This is a genomic window from Nonomuraea cavernae, assembly GCF_014646355.1.
Taxonomy (GTDB): Bacteria; Actinomycetota; Actinomycetes; order Streptosporangiales; family Streptosporangiaceae; genus Nonomuraea; species Nonomuraea cavernae.
This window is the reverse complement of record NZ_BMNH01000001.1, coordinates 827,876-847,481: the sequence shown is the minus strand read 5'-3', so window position 1 is coordinate 847,481 and position 19,606 is coordinate 827,876. Positions and strand designations below refer to the sequence as shown.

At 69.2% G+C, this 19,606-nt stretch carries 18 protein-coding genes and 1 pseudogene; 8 read left to right on the top strand and 11 right to left on the bottom strand.

Annotation, left to right across the window (positions count from 1 at the left end; all coding sequences use genetic code 11):
- A pseudogene (locus tag IEY82_RS03990) lies at positions 1-425 on the bottom strand (RNA-guided endonuclease TnpB family protein); the annotation flags it as partial.
- Positions 426-599: 174 nt separating this feature from the next.
- On the opposite strand from IEY82_RS03990, the gene IEY82_RS03985 reads away from it, so the two are divergent.
- The 3 genes from IEY82_RS03985 to IEY82_RS03975 all read left to right on the top strand — a co-directional run bounded on the left by IEY82_RS03985 (position 600) and on the right by IEY82_RS03975 (position 3,115).
- Positions 600-995, top strand: a complete 396-nt coding sequence (locus IEY82_RS03985; RefSeq protein ID WP_189122509.1) for a VOC family protein — start codon at positions 600-602, stop codon at positions 993-995.
- A 1-nt stretch (position 996) separates the two neighbouring features.
- The gene (locus tag IEY82_RS03980) at positions 997-1,845 is read left to right on the top strand and encodes an alpha/beta fold hydrolase (RefSeq protein ID WP_225262128.1); all 849 of its coding nucleotides are present in this window, start codon (positions 997-999) and stop codon (positions 1,843-1,845) included.
- Between the two features lie 265 nt (positions 1,846-2,110).
- Positions 2,111-3,115 carry a hypothetical protein gene (locus IEY82_RS03975; RefSeq protein WP_189122508.1) on the top strand — a complete coding sequence of 335 codons (1,005 nt, stop codon included), beginning with the start codon at positions 2,111-2,113 and terminating at the stop codon, positions 3,113-3,115.
- A 15-nt stretch (positions 3,116-3,130) separates the two neighbouring features.
- On the opposite strand, the gene IEY82_RS03970 is transcribed toward IEY82_RS03975, so the two are convergent.
- From IEY82_RS03970 to IEY82_RS03955, 4 genes are all read right to left on the bottom strand, one after another.
- Positions 3,131-3,898, bottom strand: a complete 768-nt coding sequence (locus IEY82_RS03970; RefSeq protein ID WP_189122507.1) for an endonuclease/exonuclease/phosphatase family protein — start codon at positions 3,896-3,898, stop codon at positions 3,131-3,133.
- Positions 3,899-4,001: 103 nt separating this feature from the next.
- Positions 4,002-5,189 carry an NAD(P)/FAD-dependent oxidoreductase gene (locus tag IEY82_RS03965; protein ID WP_189122506.1) on the bottom strand — a complete coding sequence of 396 codons (1,188 nt, stop codon included), beginning with the start codon at positions 5,187-5,189 and terminating at the stop codon, positions 4,002-4,004.
- A gap of 93 nt (positions 5,190-5,282) precedes the next feature.
- Positions 5,283-6,227: an RNA polymerase sigma factor SigJ gene (gene sigJ / locus IEY82_RS03960; protein ID WP_189122505.1), complete on the bottom strand. Its 945-nt coding sequence runs from the start codon at positions 6,225-6,227 to the stop codon at positions 5,283-5,285.
- A 169-nt stretch (positions 6,228-6,396) separates the two neighbouring features.
- Positions 6,397-7,299 carry a hypothetical protein gene (locus tag IEY82_RS03955; protein ID WP_189122504.1) on the bottom strand — a complete coding sequence of 301 codons (903 nt, stop codon included), beginning with the start codon at positions 7,297-7,299 and terminating at the stop codon, positions 6,397-6,399.
- 1,074 nt (positions 7,300-8,373) lie between these two features.
- On the opposite strand from IEY82_RS03955, the gene IEY82_RS03950 reads away from it, so the two are divergent.
- Positions 8,374-9,327: a GlxA family transcriptional regulator gene (locus IEY82_RS03950; protein ID WP_189122503.1), complete on the top strand. Its 954-nt coding sequence runs from the start codon at positions 8,374-8,376 to the stop codon at positions 9,325-9,327.
- 64 nt (positions 9,328-9,391) lie between these two features.
- Here IEY82_RS03950 and IEY82_RS03945 read toward each other — a convergent pair whose 3' ends face one another.
- The 3 genes from IEY82_RS03945 to IEY82_RS03935 form a co-directional block, all read right to left on the bottom strand.
- A complete protein-coding gene (locus IEY82_RS03945) occupies positions 9,392-9,931 on the bottom strand; it encodes a hypothetical protein (protein WP_189122502.1) in 540 nt (179 codons plus the stop codon).
- A 173-nt stretch (positions 9,932-10,104) separates the two neighbouring features.
- Positions 10,105-10,602, bottom strand: a complete 498-nt coding sequence (locus IEY82_RS03940) for an RNA polymerase sigma factor (RefSeq protein WP_225262126.1) — start codon at positions 10,600-10,602, stop codon at positions 10,105-10,107.
- A 596-nt stretch (positions 10,603-11,198) separates the two neighbouring features.
- The gene (locus tag IEY82_RS03935) at positions 11,199-11,609 is read right to left on the bottom strand and encodes a hypothetical protein (protein ID WP_229697535.1); all 411 of its coding nucleotides are present in this window, start codon (positions 11,607-11,609) and stop codon (positions 11,199-11,201) included.
- Between the two features lie 336 nt (positions 11,610-11,945).
- Here IEY82_RS03935 and IEY82_RS03930 point away from each other — a divergent pair, with 336 nt between their 5' ends.
- Positions 11,946-12,215 (top strand): hypothetical protein, encoded by a 270-nt coding sequence (locus IEY82_RS03930; RefSeq protein ID WP_189122500.1) that lies wholly within the window; start codon positions 11,946-11,948, stop codon positions 12,213-12,215.
- Positions 12,216-12,410: 195 nt separating this feature from the next.
- Here the strand turns inward: IEY82_RS03930 and IEY82_RS03925 are convergent, their stop codons facing one another.
- The gene (locus IEY82_RS03925) at positions 12,411-13,604 is read right to left on the bottom strand and encodes a hypothetical protein (RefSeq protein ID WP_225262124.1); all 1,194 of its coding nucleotides are present in this window, start codon (positions 13,602-13,604) and stop codon (positions 12,411-12,413) included.
- A gap of 5 nt (positions 13,605-13,609) precedes the next feature.
- The gene (locus IEY82_RS03920; protein WP_189122498.1) at positions 13,610-14,698 is read right to left on the bottom strand and encodes a HesA/MoeB/ThiF family protein; all 1,089 of its coding nucleotides are present in this window, start codon (positions 14,696-14,698) and stop codon (positions 13,610-13,612) included.
- A 253-nt stretch (positions 14,699-14,951) separates the two neighbouring features.
- Here IEY82_RS03920 and IEY82_RS03915 point away from each other — a divergent pair, with 253 nt between their 5' ends.
- Positions 14,952-17,825, top strand: a complete 2,874-nt coding sequence (locus IEY82_RS03915) for an AfsR/SARP family transcriptional regulator (protein ID WP_189122497.1) — start codon at positions 14,952-14,954, stop codon at positions 17,823-17,825.
- A 195-nt stretch (positions 17,826-18,020) separates the two neighbouring features.
- Positions 18,021-18,251, top strand: a complete 231-nt coding sequence (locus tag IEY82_RS03910) for a YcxB family protein (protein WP_189122496.1) — start codon at positions 18,021-18,023, stop codon at positions 18,249-18,251.
- Positions 18,252-18,412: 161 nt separating this feature from the next.
- On the opposite strand, the gene IEY82_RS03905 is transcribed toward IEY82_RS03910, so the two are convergent.
- Positions 18,413-18,718: an Imm8 family immunity protein gene (locus tag IEY82_RS03905; RefSeq protein WP_225262122.1), complete on the bottom strand. Its 306-nt coding sequence runs from the start codon at positions 18,716-18,718 to the stop codon at positions 18,413-18,415.
- A gap of 165 nt (positions 18,719-18,883) precedes the next feature.
- On the opposite strand from IEY82_RS03905, the gene IEY82_RS03900 reads away from it, so the two are divergent.
- A complete protein-coding gene (locus IEY82_RS03900) occupies positions 18,884-19,579 on the top strand; it encodes a hypothetical protein (protein WP_189122495.1) in 696 nt (231 codons plus the stop codon).
- The last annotated feature ends 27 nt before the right edge of the window (positions 19,580-19,606 follow it).

The window sequence follows — 19,606 nt, the reverse complement described above, 5'->3', positions numbered from 1 at the left end:
ACGCCCTTCATCCGCCCACCCACGGTCCAGATCGACACCGTCCGCGCGTCCATCCGCCAGGACAGGCAGCGGTCGTCGAACGGCTGGGCCGCGCCCGGGCGAAACACGATCGGCCGGGCCAGCACCCGCTCACGCCGGGCGGAGCCGGGCCTGCCCAGATTGCCGTTGCGGACATGGGCGTGCAGGGTGGCGTAGGCGTCGGCGACCTTCTTGATGACATGCTGCGCGGCCTGAGCCGCCAGCCCGTACCTGTCCTTGACCTGCCCATAGACGTGCCTGCGCAGATCGTAATTGCGAAACACCCGCCGGTCGTGGGCGAGCTGCGAGACCCAGGTGGCCGCGTCGTTGACCACGCGCAACGTCGCCTCCAGCGCCGCCGCCTGCTCAGGCGTCGGCAGCAGCCTGACCTGCACCACCAGCTTCACCTCGAACACATTATCGCCAACCCCATGCCACCGGGATAGGAAACGAAGAACGCCCGGGCTGAGCCGCTCCACGGCCTACCGGTCACCGCACCGCTCGGGCCTTGGCGGCCCTCCCGCGCTGTCGTTTCCTCCCAGGCGTGAACGCCCAGGGTTCCACGCCAGATCACGCTGAAAATGTCCGCTCCTGCCTTGTTCGTGAACGTGCCCGTCAAGGACCTCCACCGCTCCAAGAGCTTCTACACCGCACTCGGCTTCGACTACTTCGGCATGACCGACGACATGGCGTCCGTGATCGTCAGCGAGCGCACCCAGATCATGCTGCTGACCGAGCCGACCTTCGCCGGCTACGCCAGGAACGAGGTCGCCGACCCCGCCAAGACCACCCAGGCGATCCTGGTCCTCGGCCTCGACGACCAGGAGCAGGTGGACGAGCTGCTCGGCAAGGCCGTGGCCGCCGGAGCCGAGGAGCTCGGCGAACCCGTCACCGCGGGCGGACGCTACCAGCGTCACTTCGCCGATCCTGACGGCCACCACTGGTCCGCTCTGTGCATCGCGGCTCCGGGCAGCTGACATGACGATCCCCACCATGGTCACCGGGACCGCGACGTCGGCCGACGGCACGAGCATCGTGTTCGACCGCCTCGGCGCGGGACCGGTGGTCGTCCTGGTCCATGGCGCGATCACCGACCGGTCCCATCCGACGCTCGCCGAGGTCGCCCGGGTCCTCTCGCGCTGGTTCACCGTGGTCAACTACGACCGCCGTGGCCGGGGCGGCAGCGGGGACACCCGCCCCTACGCCGTCCAGCGAGAGATCGAAGACCTTGCCGCCGTCATCACCGCGACGGGCGACCGCGCCATGGTCTTCGGCGGGTCCTCCGGCGCCGCACTGGCACTGGAGGCCGCCGCCCGCCTGCCCGCGATCACCGCCGCCCGCCTGCCCGCGATCACCTGCCTGGCCCTGTGGGAGCCGCCGTACCACGTCGACTCGACCGCCCCTCACCTGCCGGACGACTTCGCCGCCCGCCTCACCACGCTGATCGAGGCGGGACGGCCGGGCGACGCGGTCGAGCTGTTCATGGTGCGGGCCGCGGAGGTCCCCGCCGACGCGGTCGCCGGCATGCGGAGCCATGCCAGTTGGCCACACCTCGAGGCCATCGCCCGGACCCTCGCCTATGAGGCCGAGATCATGAGCCCCGCGAACCGCCTCCCCACTGCCATCGCCGCCTCGCTCACCCAGCCCGCACTCGTCCTCAACGGCGGTGACAGCCCCGCCTGGATGCGCAAGGCCGGAACCGCCGTGGCCCGCACCATCCCCACCGCCTGCCACCGGCTCCTCCCCGGCCAGTCTCACGACGTGGCCCCTCAGGCCCTGGCCCCCGAACTCCTCGAGTTCTTCGCCAGAGAGCAAGGTCACCCCTGATCATCCACCGGGCTCGATCCGCGTCCAGACGCCGCAACGCACGACAGGCTGGCCGACAACAGAACCCGTCACCGATGTCGTGGGATTGATCCGTCAAGCATGCCCCGGGACAACACACACATATCAGCACCAATGCGCATGCAAAACACCCATGTTTCTACTAGGCTGCCCACCTGACCTTAACTCTGACGCATCTGCTGATACGCAGCAAACTGCTGCTTACGCCTCTTATAGCTATAGCAACGAACAACTGAGGAGTTCCGTTTTGACCCATCCGCTCGATGGCACGGAGAATGAAGCGATCTCAATCGCCGTGGATCCCTCCCTGTGGGTCCTTGGGGCGGCTCCGGACGCGTTGGACGAGCAAGCGCGCTCGTGGCGAGGCCTGAAGAAGGCCGCGGCGTCGACCGACCACCAGATCAGCGGCGCGGCGAAACGGGTCATCGGCACCGGGTGGTTGGGAAGGACCGCGAGCGCATACGACAATCATCGAAGGAAGGTGGGCGGCGGACTGGACGACCTCGCCCAGACAGCGGGCAAGGTCGCGGATCTGCTGGAGCAGACAGCCGAGATCCTCCGGACCAACCAGGACCTACTGACGCGTGAAGCCGAAAAGATCTCCGGTGTGCCGTCAAGGCAGGGCACGCCGCTGTCCTTCTATCCCGCGGACGCCACCCAGGCGCGACTGGTGCGCGACGCCGTCCATGTCGCGAAACAGATTCGATCGCGTGTGGACGAGAAACTAGCCGAAAAGCGCGGGCAGCTTGAGTCGGCGCAGTCCACGCTGGCCGACATCGCCAAAGCCTGGAAGCCGCGAACCATCGGCATGCTGAACATGAACATCGGCATGGGATACAAGAACTCCCCCAAGAATCCTGAAGGCACCGACCAGAACGATATCCCGGACGTCGCGCAGACCATCGCCGACAAGAACATCGATGTCGTCACCATTCAAGAGATAGCGGGCACCGAGGCGAAGAACCTCGAGCGGGAATTGGAGAAGCGCACCGGAGACGACTGGACGGTCCACTTCGGCGAGACGAAGAAATCTCCATATTGGGGGGACGGCTGGCTGCCGAACGGCGTGTACGAGCCGTTCGGCAATGCCGTCGCGGTACGTCACGGCCGCACCATCGACTCATCGCAGTACGTCGACAATCACGATCTGACCGCAGAGGGGGACTTCATCAGAACCCCGGACGGCGGGTATGTGACCGACGGTACCGCGAGGAAGGCGGTGGAAATCGAGATCACGTTCGGGGGCAGTTGATCCTTCGGACGAGCCTCACCAACGCGGGACGGTGATGTCGACGCGCTGGCCGTCGTGATCGGAGGATCCTCCGTCGACGCGTTCCGGATTCTGGGCCACGATCCCGGGAGCGGTGATCACATAATCGATGTGCCTGCCGCCGCCAGAGGTGCCCCCGTCGTTGAGCCGGCCCGCGTCAATCCGATGACCGTCTTCCTCGAAGCCCTTCATGGCCTCCGCGGACCGGTCTCCCGCATTGGATTCCACGTTGAAATCGCCCCCGACAACCCCCGGGCTTTTGTTGAACAACTGGTGGAACTTATCGATCTGTCCCGCTCGAACATGGTCGTCGGCCGCGGCATCGTTTCCAGGGTTTTCCTCGCCGTGCAGGACCGGGGGGCGCACTTCTTCGCTGCCGGTGGAATGGACGTGGGTGCTGTATACGCTCAGCGTCTGCCGGCCGAGCGTCGCATTGATCCGGTCGGCCTCTTCATGATCAGTCTCCTTGAAGGAGCGGATCACGTCCCGCAGTCGGATGACGTCCTCATCCAACACCATGCGCAGGTGATCCGCGGCGGTGCCGCCGGCCTCCTTGACACTGCCAAACAAGCCGGACATTTCCTTTGCGGCGGGCGTGTTGCCGAACGCGTTGAAGCCAGGAAAATACTGCGACCTGGACGCGATGGGGTTGTCAGATGCCTTGGTCAAGGCATCCCCTGCTTTCGCCAGCGCGCTGTTCGCCTGAGTCACTGAGGTGGCCAGCGCGCCAACCTCCTCGTAGTACATCAAGACACGTGAGGCCATGATCCAACTGTAGGGCCAATGAATTCAGGTTCGCCGCGATTTGTGTTTTTTGCGCGCGTCTCGCGGCTCCTTCGATCTCCGAGGACGGAGCCGCCTGATTCGTTCACACGACGGCTGAGCCCATCGAGGCCCGGTCCGGCGCGACGCGGCGGCGCCGGGTCGGCAGCCCGAGCGTCGGGTTGGCGACGGCCCAGGCGGCGCCCTTGCAGACCAGTTCCTTGTAGACGGCGGCGAGCCGTCCGGTCAGGGCGGCCCGCACGGCGCGGTCGTCGGCGGTGACGTACTGGATCAAGCCCTCCTTGCGGCCCAGTGATACGCACTGGTTGAAGTAGCGGATAGGCGTGTTCGGGAGCTTTCCGCCGGTCAGGCGGGCCGCGATCGCGTCGGCGGCCTGCCACGCGGTCGGACTTCCCGAGGCGCACGACATCCGCAGCGGCTTGTCGCCGGGGCCCATCGCCAGGGCGGCGTCGCCGACGGCGTACACGTCCGGGTGCGAGACCGAGCGCATGGTCCCGTCGACCACGATCTGGCCGGTGCCGCTGACCTCCAGGGCGGTCGCCTTCGCGATCGGGTGGACCGCGAAGCCGGCGGTCCACACGGTGACCGCGGCCGGGATGGCCCTGCCGTCAGCGGTGGCGACGCGGTCGGCTTCGACGCCGGTGACGTCGGCGTGCTCGTGCACGGTGATCCCGAGCTTGCCGAAGACCTTCCGCACGTGCTCGCGCCCCTTGGGCGAGAGCCAGTCGCCGAGGCCGCCGCGGGAGGTGAGGGCGACGTCGAGGTCCGGGCGGGCCTCAGCGATCTCGGTCGCGGTCTCCAGGCCGGTGAGACCGCCGCCGACGACGACCACGGTCTGCCCGGCGTCGAGGCGGGCCAGGCGCTCGCGCACCCGGAGCGCTCCGGGACGGCCGGCGATCTCATAGGCGTGCTCGGCGGTTCCGGGGACGTTCCGGGCGTTCCACCCGCTGCCGAGGGCGTAGACGAGCGTGTCGTAGGCGAGTTCGCCGGCGCCGTTCGCGTCGATGACGGCCACGGTCCGGCGATCGACGTCGACGCCCGTGACCTTCGCGAGCCTCACTTCCACGCCGGTGCCCGCGAACATCTCGCTTAAAGGCCGGGGCTTGAGGCGCTGGCCGGCCGCCAGCTGGTGCATGCGGACGCGCTCCACGAAGTCGGGCTCGGCGTTGACGAGGGTGATGGCGACGTCCTCGCGGTGGAGCCGCTTGGCGAGGCGGCCGGCGGCGACGGCTCCGGCGTACCCGGCTCCGAGGACGACGATGCGGTGTTGCATTTCCTTGCTCCTGTCTTGCGCGGGTTTGCCACTTGAACCGGCCGGCCCGCCGTTTCCTGACAGGAACGCGATGTGAAGCACCTCACATGGCGCTCAGAAGGCGTGGAACAGGGGCGCCCCGTGGTCGGCGGTCGCCCAGCGCGCGGTCGCACGTTCGAGCTTGTCCGGGTTGACCTGGTTGCGGATTGCGGCGATGCCCTCGGCGGTGACCTCCAGGGACATGACGCCGACGACTCGGCCGTCCACGACGACCAGGACGGCGGGGTCGCCGTTGGCGGTCCAGGCGTAGACCTCGGGCGCGCCGCCGATCAGGGCGCGCTTGGCCTCGCCGGGCGCGAACAGGCCCCGCAGGAACTTCGCGACCGCGACGGCGCCCTCGAACGCCTTGGCGCGTGCCGGGACCTTGCCGCCGCCGTCGCCGATCGAGATGGCGTCCTTGGCGAGCAGGCGCACGAGCGGCTCGATCTGGCCGCTGGTGGCGGCCGCCAGGAACTCCTCGACGATCCGCCGGGCCGCGGCCTCGTCGATCGCGGAGCGGGCCTTGCCGTCCGCGACGTGCTTCTTGGCTCGGTGGAAGATCTGCTGGCTGGCGGCCTCGGTGATGTCGAGGATCTCGGCGATCTCCCGGTGCGGGTAGTCGAAGGCCGCCCGCAGCACGTACACCGCCCGCTCGTTGGCGGACAGGCGCTCCATGAGGGTGAGGACCGCGTACGAGACCGACTCGCGCCGCTCGGCGGTGTCGGCCGGGCCGAGCATCGGGTCCCCGGCGAGCAGCGGCTCGGGAAGCCACTGGCCCACATAGGTCTCGCGGCGCGCCCGCGCGGAGCTGAGCTGGTTGAGGCACAGGTTGGTGAGGACCTTCGTCAGCCAGGCCTCGGGGACCTCGATGCGGTCGACGTCGGCGGCGTGCCAGCGCAGGAACGTCTCCTGCACGGCGTCCTCCGCCTCCCCGGCGGAGCCGAGAAGGCGGTAGGCGATGGCCTCCAGGCGCGGCCTGGAGGCCTCGAACCGGTCGACGTCGCTCGCGCTCAACGGCATGGCCCGATACTAATCAGCCCGAACGGCGCGAATCGCGAGGAACCAAACTCGGGCTTGGAGCGCAGGAACCATCGGCCCCCCGACTCCCCCGTGTCGTTCTCGTTGTGACGCTGGCCCAGGTGTTGTCGTCGGGCCAGTACCGAGCCCTCGTTCTGCGCCGGCCGACGGTTTAGCCGACGCAGCCCGGAATGGTGTTCAGCGGACTGCAGTTATCGGGGGTGTTGTTACGGACAATCGAGTTCCGGATCTCGACATTGGCGTTTCCGGTGGCGATTCCACCGCCTCCGGATCCCGTGTTCCCCTCGACCACGACACGGTCGAGCTTGGTGGTGCCCAGGTTGGAGATGCCTCCTCCCAGGCCGCCGGAGGTGTTGGTGGTCACGGTGCTCGAGATGAGGTGCGACACGCCGCCCGGCTGGGTGTTCAGCGCCCCGCCGTTGATCGGCGCGCTGTTGCCGGTCAAGGCACTCCGGTATACGGTCAGCGTCCCGAAGTTGATGATCGCGCCGCCTCCGACGCTCGTCGCCGAGTTCGCGTTGAGCCGGCTGCGGGAGATCGTCGCTTTGGCGCCCGCATTGTTGGCGAACGCGCCACCGTTCGATCCGCTGTTGCCGGAAAGGGTGGCCTGCTCCAGAACCACGGTGCCCGCGTTGAGAATTCCACCACCGAGGCCCGCCGTGCTTCCGCCGAGAATGGCGACCCTTTGGACACGGAGCGTCGCTCCTGATGCGACCTCCAGGACGCGGAAGGCCTCGGAGGCGCTCGGGTCACGCCTGATCCTCGTGTTCGACCCGCCCACCAGAGTGGTGTCGCCCGTGACGACCGGCAGCGCGACGCCGGGGGCGTTCGCGGTGGCGTAGTTGTAAAGGCAGTACGGCGCGAGAAGGAGCCTGGCGACTCCGAATCCGTTCGCCGCCCGGATCGCCGCGGCGAGCGCGGCCGCGTCGCACGGAACGACCAGGACCCTCGCCGGGCCGGCCATCGCCTGTGCTGACGAGGGCACCGCGACCAGCGTGATTCCCGCGAACACAGCGGCCCCGACGCCGCCGACGATTCTAGAGAGAAAGCCCATCGCGCCACCCCTATACAGAAATGGACATTTGTCCTATTGGTGACGAAGACCTGTCGGCATCGCCGACAATAGGGAAACATGGCTGAGCGCGGTGAATCCTCGGGGCGCAGCTCTGTTCTGAACAGTTGACCAAGATTTGCGATCGCCTTTCATGGCGCCGCACGCCCGACGTCGTTACGCCGGCTCCCCCGGCGGGGTGGCCACTAACCAGGTGGAAGGCCCCAGGGAGGCGCAGCTGGCATGGTTCGCCCTGGCAGTGGTGGCCTTCGTCGTGGCGGGCGGGCTGACGCGCCGGGACGTGGCTTTCCCGGCATCCGAGAAGGACCGGATCGAAAGGTTCAACGCGCTGCTCGGCCCCTCGGGAACGCCCGTTCCGCAAAAGGCGTTTCCCGCCGGGATGATGACGGAGATGCGCTACGGGGGATACGCGCTCTCCGGCATGGCCATAGCCATACAAATCGAGAACACCAGCTCGCGGTCCCTGTCGATCTCAGCCATCCGGGTCACCCGGCTCCGGAAGTCGCGCATCGCCACCGGCGCGGTCTTCTATCTGCCGTCGGGAGCCGGAGACGGTCATCACATGTTTCTTCGACCTCGATTGGCCCGACCCCATACCGCGCGTATTCTCCTCGACGACGGACCTCGGCGACGAGCGCCGCCCGCCCACCGACATGCCCTTCTTCCGCGCCCATGGAGTGGCTGTCGCGGCGAACGACCGCTCCACTCCGCTGGACATCGTCTTCAACGCCGACAACGCCTCCTATGATTTCGCCATAGCGTTCGACTACACCTTCCAGAACGACGACCGGAAGTACACACAGACCCTCCTCAACGGCGATCAACCATGGCGGGTCACCGGCTCGGCCTGCCGCACCGACCGAAATCGGGTGACAAGACGTACAAGCCGAGCCTGCGCTATGAGTTCGTGCGGGACATGGCGTATGTCCACGACGAGTACGTGACGGTGCTCAGCACTCCGGCGCGTGGTTGCGCGCGACCGCCGATGAATCACGAGATCTCCACTCGCTGAAATACCTGTCGCATATCCCCATTGCCCACCCGTATGGTGTTGCCATGGTGGGGCGGCTGGTCGTCGTCATAGGTTTCGACGGCATCGAGCTCATCGACGTCGCATGTGTGACTACCGGTTTCGACTTCGCCAACCGGCAGGGCGCCGACCCGGCGTACCAAGTGGTGTTCGCGACCCCGATGGGCCGGCCCGTGCGGTGCGACTCCGGGCTCGAGCTGCCCGGGCAGGGCCGCATCGACACGATGGGCGGTCCGATCGACACCCTGATCGTCTCGGGTGGCCAGGGGCACGAGACCGCCGCCGCCAACCCTCGGCTCGTCAGCCAGGTCGTGCGGCTCGCCAGGCTGTCGCGTCGGGTCGCGTCGGTGTGCACCGGGGCGACCGTGCTGGCCGCCGCCGGGTTGCTCGACAACCGCCGCGCCACCACGCACTGGTACGAGGCCGGACGGCTCGCCACCCGTTTCCCGAAGGTGCGGGTCGACCCCACGCCGGTCTTCGTCCGGGACGGCGCGGTCGCGACATCAGGCGGGGTCACGGCTTCTCTGGATCTCACGCTGTCCTTCATCGAGGAGGACCACGGGGCCGAGCTCGCCCGTCGCGTGGCCATGGGCACGGTCACCTACCTGAGACGTCCCGCGGATCAGGGGCAGGTGAGCCTGTTCAACCAGATTCCGCACGCTGACCAGGCCCTGGTCCGGCGGGTCATCGACTACGTGACCAGCCACGTCGACGGGGATCTCAGCGTCGCCCGCCTGGCCGCGCTCGCCGGGGTGAGCGAGCGGCATCTGAGCAGGCTGTTCGTCGAGTGCGTCGGCCGGACCCCCTCGCGGCTGGTTCGCGACACGCGCCTCGAAGCGGCCTCCCAGCTGCTCACCGCGACCCGTGAGCCGGTCGCGGCCATCGCCCGGCGGTGCGGGTTCGCCTCCGCCGAGTCCTTACGGCAGGCGTTCGTGGCATGGGCCGGGGTCTCGCCGTCGCGGTTCCGGGGAAGATCATAAGGCTCGGTGCCACGGTCGGCGCCGGCCCGGGGGAACCCGGGCCGGCGCACTCGCGCGTCCGGCGTCAGCCGCCGGCGCTGAAGGACGATCCGCCGTTACCGTAGACGGTCATGTCCACCCAGGGGTGGGACTCCTGGATGCATGAGACGTAGGGGACAAGGCAGAAGACGCCCTGGGTCCGCTTGCGCCACTGGGTCGATCCGCGGCCGCCGTTGCTCGTCAGCGACTCGTGGCCCTTGAACGACCAGCCCACCATGTAGACCTCGGCCCACCTGGTGTACCAGTGGGCACTGGTGATCCGGGAGCCGTCACGGCAGTAGTCCATCCTCTGGAAATACTTCCAGAGCCATTGGCCTACGCGGTTCTTGCCTCCCCGGTAAGCGGTCCAGATCCAGCAGGAACTCGCCATGATCCGGGACCGTTCCTCCGCGGAGACGATGACGCCGTTCTGGGCGAGCCTCGCGAGATACTCCTCGGGGGCGATGGTGTCCAGCGGCTCCTCGCCGTTCTCCGTGGTGGCCAGTTCGGTGTCCGGGTCCGCCGGGGACGACGAGACCTTCTGGGACGTCGTGCTCTCCGCTCCCGCCGCGGGCGCGAGCGTCAAGCAGGCGAGCGCGACCGCAAGCAGCAGAACAAACGCATGTCGTACGAGTGGAATACGCCTTCGCAGGCTTTTCATGGCTGTCCTTCTCCGCGATTCACAAAGAATCGCATATCGGCCTGAGCGAATGGACCTTTCACTAGTAGTACGGTCCTGGACGGGGAGCTCGACAAAATTCATCTCCGATTTCCGGCCGGGCGGTTCATGGCCCGCCGTACGGAGGCCGTCGCACGGCGATACCGCATCTCGACGGCGGCGGCCGATTCACCGCGCACGACCCCGATCTGCACCCAGGTCGCGCCCTCCATCCGCAGGCGGACCAGGTGGCGGATCTCAGGGTCGAGCCGCGCGATCAGGGTTGCCGCACGCCGGGCCTCGTCCCAGTCGGCCACGACGTCCTCGAAGCCGTGGGGGCGCGGCATCAGCGCCGCGTGGTGGCGTAACACCTGGTCGCGGGCCGTTCGACGGTGGTGGTCGACCACCAGTCGCGCCGCGACGGTGGCCAGGAAGGGCCACGCCCGCTCCTCCACCAGGCCGGCGAAGGTGGCGGTGCGCAGCAGCGCGTCCTGGACGACGTCCTCCGCTTCCGCCCCCGCCCCCATACGCGACGCCAAGGCCAGCAGCCTCGGCCGGTGCGCCATCAGGACATGCCAGCGTTGCTCTGTGACATTCATGCCACGGCCCTCTCCGATTTCCTGCAGGCCAAGGGCCCGGCAAAGCCGCCTGCCCCCAGCCGCCCCGTTGGATGAGTTCATCTCGCGACGAACAGACCGGACGTCACCAGGACCGCCGCCGGACATTTTCGGGCCGCCCTGGGAAATTGCCGGTCAATGTCCGCTGCTGATCCTGGCCCGGTTCATCGCACGCACCGGGCGGTCACCCCGTACGGCCTCTCTTGGTTCTGATCAGGATCGAAGCAGTTCGAGGCCTTGGCCGGAACGCGCCCGGGCGTGCCCTGTCCGGATCTCCGGGGTTCCCGTCCGGTTGTCAGGGCGTGGAGAGGTCGATCTCGACGACGGAAGAGTCGTTCGACGTTGCTTCGTGTTGAAACTCGGGTCAGGCCGGCCTGGCGGCGAAGCCCCAGGCCGGCTCGTTCACCTGTCCGTCTCACGCTGTCGGCGACAGACCGCCGGACGCCGTGAGACGGTGATCAGGCCGCTCGCCTCGGCCGGCAACAACGGCACCCGATCGGGTGACACGCGGGCCCCAGTCACGTCAGCGATCGGCTGTGGGGGGCCAGGCTGGTGGGACAAGCTCCGTAGCTCGTCCTTCACGTTCCGATCTTCGCGTCTGCCCGGTGCGCCGTACCGAGAGCGGTGATGAGTTCCACGGTGAGCGGCTCCCCGCTCGGCAGGCCGCCTCCGGTACCCAATGGGGCGTCCCCCGGGCTGATCAGCAGATTCCCCGCGCAGAGCGAGGTGTTCAGTGCCACGCCCGGGTCGACCGCGAGTAGGCCCGACTCGCTGATGGTGGCGAACACCAGGTACCGGGAGCCGATGACGAAGTCGTATCCGCACGCGGCGCTGTCGGCGTTGGTGGCCACCTCGAACTCGGCGCTCGACTTCCCCTTGTAAATGTGGTCGGCCCGGAAGGTGTAGACGACCGGTGGCGGGGGATCGAGCGGGTCTCCTTCGACCCGGCGAGCGGCCATCACCGTCCCGGTGAAGACGGCCGCCGCCATCTTCACCTGCTCGGCCGGTTGGAGAGGAACGCAGGAGCAGGCGCATGCCGTACCGGGAGCGACCATAATGGCCCCTGCCAGCAGAAGCAGCACGACGAGTAGTCGATGTCTCATGCCCCTCACGACGCATCCCTCCGCGCGAGGGTTCTCCATCGGATCATGTTTGGAAATCCCTTTGCTTCAGGAAGACGAACCTCATGACGAGACGGATGACCGGATGCGCCAAGGGCGCCGATACCCGTTCACCCGCGACCGGATGAAGAACGTCAAGGCCGCATCGCGGACGATCCGCTTGCCCATGCTCACCGCAGACGTCTCGAACCTGTTCCGGCAAAGATGAACCCGGCAGGCGGCAAGGCGAAGTACCTCATGCCGGCCCTTGTTCTGGGCGCGGCTCCCGTTCTGCTTGCCGACTGGTTCATCGTTGCGTCGGTCCTGGGACGCGACTGCGTCGTATCAGAGGGAGGCAACATAACGGATTGTGGTGGCGGGCTTTCGGAGGAAGAGCTGTCCGTCGCATCGGGCCTGATCGCACTGGTGATGCTCATCCTCCAGCTAGGGCTGATCATCCTGGTGCGCCGACGCATCCGCTCCCGCCCGCAATGAGCTTGCCTGATGGTGACGAGTCCGCCACAACGCCGCCCGCGCGAGAAGAGCGGCTCTTGCGGGAGCGGTTGGCTGCCCACAGCACCTTCGCCGGCGGAGTGATCAAACCGGAGGCCTGGTCTCCAGCCGCTCGGCCACGGTGACGTCCTCCATCGCGACGGGCGGCGTTGAGGCGCGAGTCGAGCCCTGGCGGGCCTACCGCCGCGCATACTCCCGGACGGCCAGGGAGAGGGCCAGGACGTACGGGCCGAGCAGCAGTGCGGCACACAGCAGTGCATACCAGAACTGTGGCCTGAACGGCCCGAGCAGGAGCCCGTCGGCCGCCCACGTCAGCACGGCGACCGCGACCGGGACCACGAAGAAGGCGAACCAGGCCAGCACCCCGGCGAACCCGGCCAGCCACACCCAACGGAACCACCGCCCGGCCCGTATGTCGGCGGGCGAGGCCGCGAGCAGCTCCGCCGCCTGCGCCGGGGTGAGCCTGCCGAACGCACGCCGCAGCAGCAGGCTCTTGACCCGCCACAGGTCGCGGCAGCCGAGCGCGTTGACCAGCACCGCGTACAGGTCGGTACGCAGGAAGACCATGCACTGCCACAGCAGGCCCGCCAGCTTCACGAACACCCACACCGCGAGCGTCGCGTCCACCACGGGAGCCGGCGACCACACCCCTTGCCGGATCAGCAGACGCGCGCCCAGCAGCAGGCTGAGCAGGACCACGTCCACCGCCATCCCGCCGAGCAGCGGCCCGTAGCGGCGGCGGCGCGGCACCGTCCACATCTGCGAGAGGTCGGTCTCCAGGACGAGCAGCATCATCCGCCGGTCCACCCCGAACCGGGACTCGATGCCGATCGCGCGGGCGGCCAGCCAGTGCCCGCACTCGTGCAGAGCCGTCGACGCCAGAACGAACGGCATGAGCAGCAACGCGCTCAGCCCGACGTCGTCGAGCAGGAACGCGTCCTGGGCCGGGCTCGGGAACAGCGACGGCGAGGCGGCGAACACGGCCAGACAGAACAGGGCGAGGGCGGTGTAGCAGGCCCAGGCCACCCGGCCGAAGAACGGGCGGGCCACGCGCCGGCTCACGCCCCCCATCCAGCGCCGCATCTGGATCGGCGCGGTGCGCACGACCCGGAGTTGCACGTCCGGCCGATCGTCGACGAAGCCCAGCTCGGCGAGGGTCGCCATGAACGACGGCACATCGACGGGCTCACCGGCGAACGCCTCGGCCTCGGCGGCGGCCTCCTCCTCGGTCGCGCCGCGCAGCAGCGCCGAGATCACCACTCCGCCCACGGCGGGCATGGCCACGAAGGCGCCGGTGGCCGGATCGCCGACCAGGGCCTCGTCGCCCTCCTCGACCACGGTGAGCGGGCGCAGCCGGACCCTGCCGGTCATGGGGGTCACCGCCTGGCCAGCGCGCACGCCGGGCAGCCCGGGTCGCGGGGGAACGGTTGCCACACGGGGACGAGCCCGTTCAGCAGGTCGAGGACGACGCGGGCCCCGGCCGCGCGCGGCGGCTCGACGCCGGTCAGATAACGCATGACCTCGTAGGCGACCAGCGATCCGACCTGCATCGCCATCGGCCCGGTGAGGCCGTTGGCGAGCCGCAGCCCGCGAGTGAGCCGCTGCGCGACCGCCGCGGTCGTGCGTCCGTCCGGGCGGCGCAGGTCTGACTCGTCACAGCGCAGGCAGGCGCTACTGCCCGGGTCGACGGAGAAGTAGATGAGCTGGGTGCGAGTCATCCCGCCGGCGACCAGCGGGACGCCCGCGCGCAGCGCCGCCTCGTTCACCCACAGGTTCGCGTCGGGCGCGCCGTCGAGGCCGCCGGCGATCACGTGAACGTCCCCGGTCAGGTCCTTGAGGTCGTCCGGGCCCGAGATCCACCGGTCCACGGAGCGGACCTCGATGCCCGGGTCGTACTCGCGCACCCATTCGGCGGCGCGTTCCACCTTCGACCGGCCGATGTCGGCGTGCCGGTAGAGGAACTGGCGGGCGAAGTTGCGCGGAGCGATGTCGTCGCGATCCACCAGCGTCAGCGCGCCGACGCCGAGCCCGGCCAGGCACTGCACCAGGGACGAGCCGCCGCCGCCCGCGCCGAGCACGAGAACGTGCGAGTCGCGCAGCCGCCGGACGAACTCCGCTCGCGACCTGTCCAGCCGGGCGAAGGCCCCGAAGAACGTCAGATTGGAGAAGTGCCGCTCATCGGCGTCCGGGTCGCCCAGCAGGCGTTCGGCGGCGTCCTCGACCAGGCCGAGGGAGTCGAGCCCGGCGAGCCCGGCGCGGACGTCGTCCCCCGTGACGGCGACGCCCCGCGCGGTCAGCGCCGCACTCAACTGCTCCGCGGTGGCCGGCCCGCGGGCCAGTTCGTCGAGGAGCGCCGCGATCCGGCCGTCCGGATCAGCCAGCGTGTACGCCTCGCGCGGGTCGTGGACCACCACCAGTTCGTCGCCGAGGGATTCCCACGCGCACTCCTTCAACATCACCTGCATCGCTCATCCGCATCGCTCGTCGGGACGGAGTCGGTCGGGAGGCGGCCGCACCGCCTCCCGACCAGCTGAGAGGCGGTGCCTCAGGTCACGAACTGGGTCGCCTTGACGGCCTCGACCTTGCGAACCTCGATCTTCACCTCGTCCACCTCCTTCCGATGCTTCGATGTTTCGATCAACTTCCTCTCTTGGCCCACAGAAACCGCATATGGTCGCCATACAAGGACCGACCGCTGACCGTGCCGGGGAGACGAGGGTGGACTTCGCGATCCTCGGACCGGTCCAGGTCGCCGACGCGGGGCGGCCCATCCGGCTGGCCGCCAAGGCGCGCGCGCTGCTCGGCGTCTTCCTGCTCCATCCGAACACCGTCCTGACCAGAGACCGGCTGATCGCCTCGGTGTGGGACGACCCGCCGCGATCCGCCCTGCCGAACCTGCAGACGTACCTGACCGCGCTGCGCCGCGCCGCGATCGACGTCGAGACCGTGCCACACGGCTACCGCCTGAGCCTCGGCCCCGACCGGCTCGACGTGCTCGCCTTCGAGGAGGCCGTACGGGAGGCCCGGCTGGAGGCGGCGCGCGGAGAGCCCGCCACGGCGAACCGGCTGTTCGCGCAGGCGCTGGCGCTGTGGCGCGGCCGGCCCGCTGAGGACGTGACCCTGGCCGCGACGGTGCAGGCGCGCATCGCCGAGCTGGAGGAACGCCGGGAGAGCGCCCGGCTCGGCTGGATCGACGTACGCCTGCGGCTCGGCCTGTACGACGAGCTCGTCGGGGAGCTGACCCCGTTGGTGGAGGCCACGCCGCTCAACGAACGCCTGTGGCACCGGCTCATGCTGGCGCTGCACCGGGCGGGCAGGCGCGCCGAGGCGCTGGAGGCGTACCAGCGGGCCCGCTCGGTTCTCGTCGCCGAGCTGGCCGTGGAACCCAGCCAGGAGTTACGTGACCTGCACGCGGCGGTCCTCGACGACGCTCCCGTCCCCGCCCCCGCGCTGGAGGCGGCCCGGGAGCCCGCGTGGACGGGGATCTGCCTGCTCCCCGCCGACATCGCCGACTTCGTCGGCCGCGAGACCGAGACCCGCGACCTGGTCGCCGCGCTGGACGGCGGCAGGGCGGCGCCGGCCATCGTGACGGTGTCGGGGCCGCCCGGCGTCGGCAAGAGCACGCTGGCGGTGCATGTCGCGCACCTGGTACGGGAGCGGTATCCCGACGGTCAGCTGTTCGTCCGGCTGCACGACGCGTCGGCGTCGCCCCGCGACCCGTCCGACCTGCTCGCGGAGCTGTTGCGGGCGCTCGGCGTCGACTCCGCCGGCGTGCCCTCCTCCACAGAGGAGCGGGCGGCGATGTACCGGGCCAGGATCGCCGACCGCGCGGTGCTCGTGCTGCTGGACGACGCGGCCGGCGAGGCCCAGGTACAGCCGCTGATCCCGGGCACGCCCAGATCGGCGGTCCTCCTCACCTCCCGTGGCCCGCTGTCCGCGATGCCCGGCGCGATCACGTACGCCTTGGACGTGCCACCGCCCGCCGATGCCCACGACCTGCTCGCGGGCGTGGCCGGGGCGAGCCGCGTGGCGAGTGACCCGGAGTCGGCGGAGGCGATCCTGCGTGCCTGCGGGCGGCTGCCGCTCGCCCTGCGCATCGCCGGGGCGCGGCTGGTCGCCCGCCCGGCCTGGCCGCTGGCCGAGCTGGCGCGCCGGCTCGCCGACGCCTCGGCGCTGAACGAGCTGCACGCGGGCCACCTGGATGTCCGCGCCACGTTCGAGGCGAGCTACGCGACGCTGTCGGCACCCGCGCGGCGCGCGTTCCGGCTGCTCGGGTCGGTGGCCGCCGACGGCGTGGCGGCCTGGATGGTGGCCGCGCTGGCGGATGCGACCGCGTACGACGTGGACGGCTCCCTGGAGGAGCTGGCCGTCGCCGGGCTGATCACCGCCGGCGAGGCCGACGCCGCGGCCCGGCCCCGCTACCGCATGCACGACCTGCTGCGCGGCTTCGCCGCCGAGCTGTTCCTCGCCGAGGAGAGCAGAGAATGCCGGACGGCGGCGCTGCGCCGGGTCGCCACCGAGGCCCGCGCCCGTGCCGCCGACGCCGCCCGCGAGCTGCCCCTCGCCTTCGCCCCGCCGCCGCCCGGCGTCACGGCCCGGACGCCGCCCTGCCCGGAGGGCGGCGCCTGGCTGGCGGCGGAGCGCGGCGTGCTCGTCACCGTGGCCGAGACCGCCGCCCACTGCGGGCTGGTCCAGGAGGCGGCCGAACTCGCTTACGCGCTGGCGCCGTTCCTGGTCGTGCGCGGCTTCCACGACGACGCCGTCCGCATGCTGGGGGCGGCCGCCGGCGCCGCCGCCGCGGCGGGCGACACCGTCGCCGAGACGCGGTTGCGGTTGGTACGCGCCGACGCCGAAGTGGATCGCAGACGCGCCAGCGCGGTCGCGGACGAGTTCCGCCACCTGCTCAGCCGCTGCTCACAGGCTGGGGACCGGCACGCCGCGGCGTACGCGCTGCTCGGGGTCGCCGCCACCCTGGAGGCCGACCTGGGCTCCGCGCTCGCCGCCGCCACCCTGGCCGCTGAGCGGTTCCACGCGCTGGGCGACGGGCACGGCCTGCTGAGCGCGTGGACCGAGATCGCCGGGGTCCAGTTCTACCTGGGCCGCTACAACGCCGCCGGGACGACCTGCCGCCGAGCCCTCGCCCACCTCGAGGACGACAGCGCCGGCTCCAGCGCCATCCACCGGGCCCGTTTCCTGCGCGCCCTCGGCATCGCCTGCTACGAGACGGGGCGCGTCGAGGAGGCGATCGGCCACTACCGGGCCAGCCTCGACCTCTGCCGCGAGTTGCGATGGAGCAGCGGCGAACGACTGGCGCTGCACCGGCAGGCCCAGGCCGAGGCCGCGCTGGGTCGCCACGACACCGCCACCGGCATGCTCGCCCACTGCGCGGAGATGTTCGTGAACGCCGGAGACACGCGAGGGCAGGCGCTGATCGCCTACACGCTGGGCGAGATCAGCCGGTGGCGGGGGGACGAACGGGCGGCGCTGGCCCACTTCACCACCTGCCTCGACCGGCTCGATCCGCTCAACGAACACGTCTGGTCCGCTCGCGCCCGCGAGCAGATCGCCCGCTCCCGGGCCGCCCTCAGCTGACCGCCCGCTGTCGCCCCCCTTGATGGCCCGCCGATCGCCCTGGCTCCCTTCACGAGATCACCAGATCGGCTTCATGCGGTACGGCGTTGCGCGTCTACGCGGAGCCCAGAATGATGTGGCACCACACGGACGAAGGCGGCATGGTGGACTTCGTCGATCCGACGCACCGGCAAGCGGCAGCTCATCCACCTCTGCGTGTCGACCACACTTCGAGTGACCGACGATGGGTACGAGTGCCGAACCGACCAGTCCACCACCACGGTGAAATGGTCGCTGTTCGGACGGATCGTGACCGGCACCGAGTTTTGGCTGTTCTTCGCAGGTAGGCAGTTCATGGGCTTCCTTCCCAGGCGCGCCTTCAGCAGCGAGCAACAAGCCGAGCTCGATGACCTTCTGGCTTCTCGGCAGAACGCAGGAATTGCCTGACCGTGCTACGCCTCGAGCATTGACCTCTGCCTGACGAAAAGTCAGTCGCTGCCGGTCGCGGAAGTCGGCTGGCTCCGCGACGCCGAGCCCTCCACGGTCGAAGCCTGGTCATCGCCCGGCGACGAAAAGCGTCGGCACGTACCCGACGACCTTTACTGCGTCTACGGAAAGGAGCAGAACCGCCACGCCATCAGAGTGGAATATCTGCCTGACACCAGCCACCTGGTCACCTCGGCGGGACGCAACTCGGGCACAAAAAGCCAGTGGCGGCCGACGAGGAAGGGATGATGGTGCAGCTGATCGGCGAGGGCCGACGGGGTGCAGACGGTGAGCTGGAACCGTTCCTCGCCCTGCTCTCCCTGCGGGCCAACGTACATCTCCAGTAGCTCACAGGCATGGGTGGGTTCGTCGAGACTGTGCCCAAGTTCGAGGTCAGGCCATCGGAAGGCGCCCACTCGTGCTCTCATCACTCAATGATCGCGCACCATGGTGCAGCCATGAGGCTCCACAAACCGCGAATGATCGCGCGGTGGCCGTGGCCATGTGACCCACCCCCGAGATTGCACACGGACGAAGGGCACACCGCCCGCTTCTACCGTTATCGGGATCAGTCATTGCGGTAGGAATGTGATGTGAGCTCTGACTTAGTCACCCGCATCCTCTACAGAACCGGTTTCGTGGTCCGGTTGGTGCTGTTGTTCCCCCTGCTCGGAGGACTGGCCGTGGCCAGCGCCTCTTCCTTGCCCTCTTCTCGGACTTTGGAGCAGTTCCGTAGTGTGATGCTGGCCGGGGAGGTCGACCGGATCACCTATGAAGTCGACGACTCAGACCAATTGGTATTTCTGGTGTGGTCAGAGTCGCCTTTCGCCTGGCGGCGGGTCGAGGGCCGGATCGCGGACTTCGCGGGGCCGTACACGACCGCGCGCCTCACGACGGACTTGGGCAGCGCGTCTGTTCAGCCGTCCTTGGTGGTACAGCAGCCGACGTCGTCCTCTCGGATCGGCGTCTCCTCCGACTGGCCCTTCGGCATTTCAGGTGGCTGGTGGGTCTCCGTCCCTTGGCTGCTCGCCTTCCTCGCCATGCTGCGCTTCACCCCACGTCTCGCCAACCGGTGGGCGTGGTTCTGGCTGTTCACAGTCGGCCAGATCGGGGTGTTCGTCTACCTCATCCTGGAGCCGAGACCTTTGTGGCGAGGGCCTGGCGAAGGGCTCACCCGCGCCAAGCGGGTGAACGGGAGCGGCGGCTGTGGATATTCGATCCTCCTGGCCTTGGCCTCGGTGCCCGTGGCACTGGGCATCGCATGGCTCGTCGCACTGGCCACGGGCTGACGTTCATCGCGATTGATGCCCTGAGGA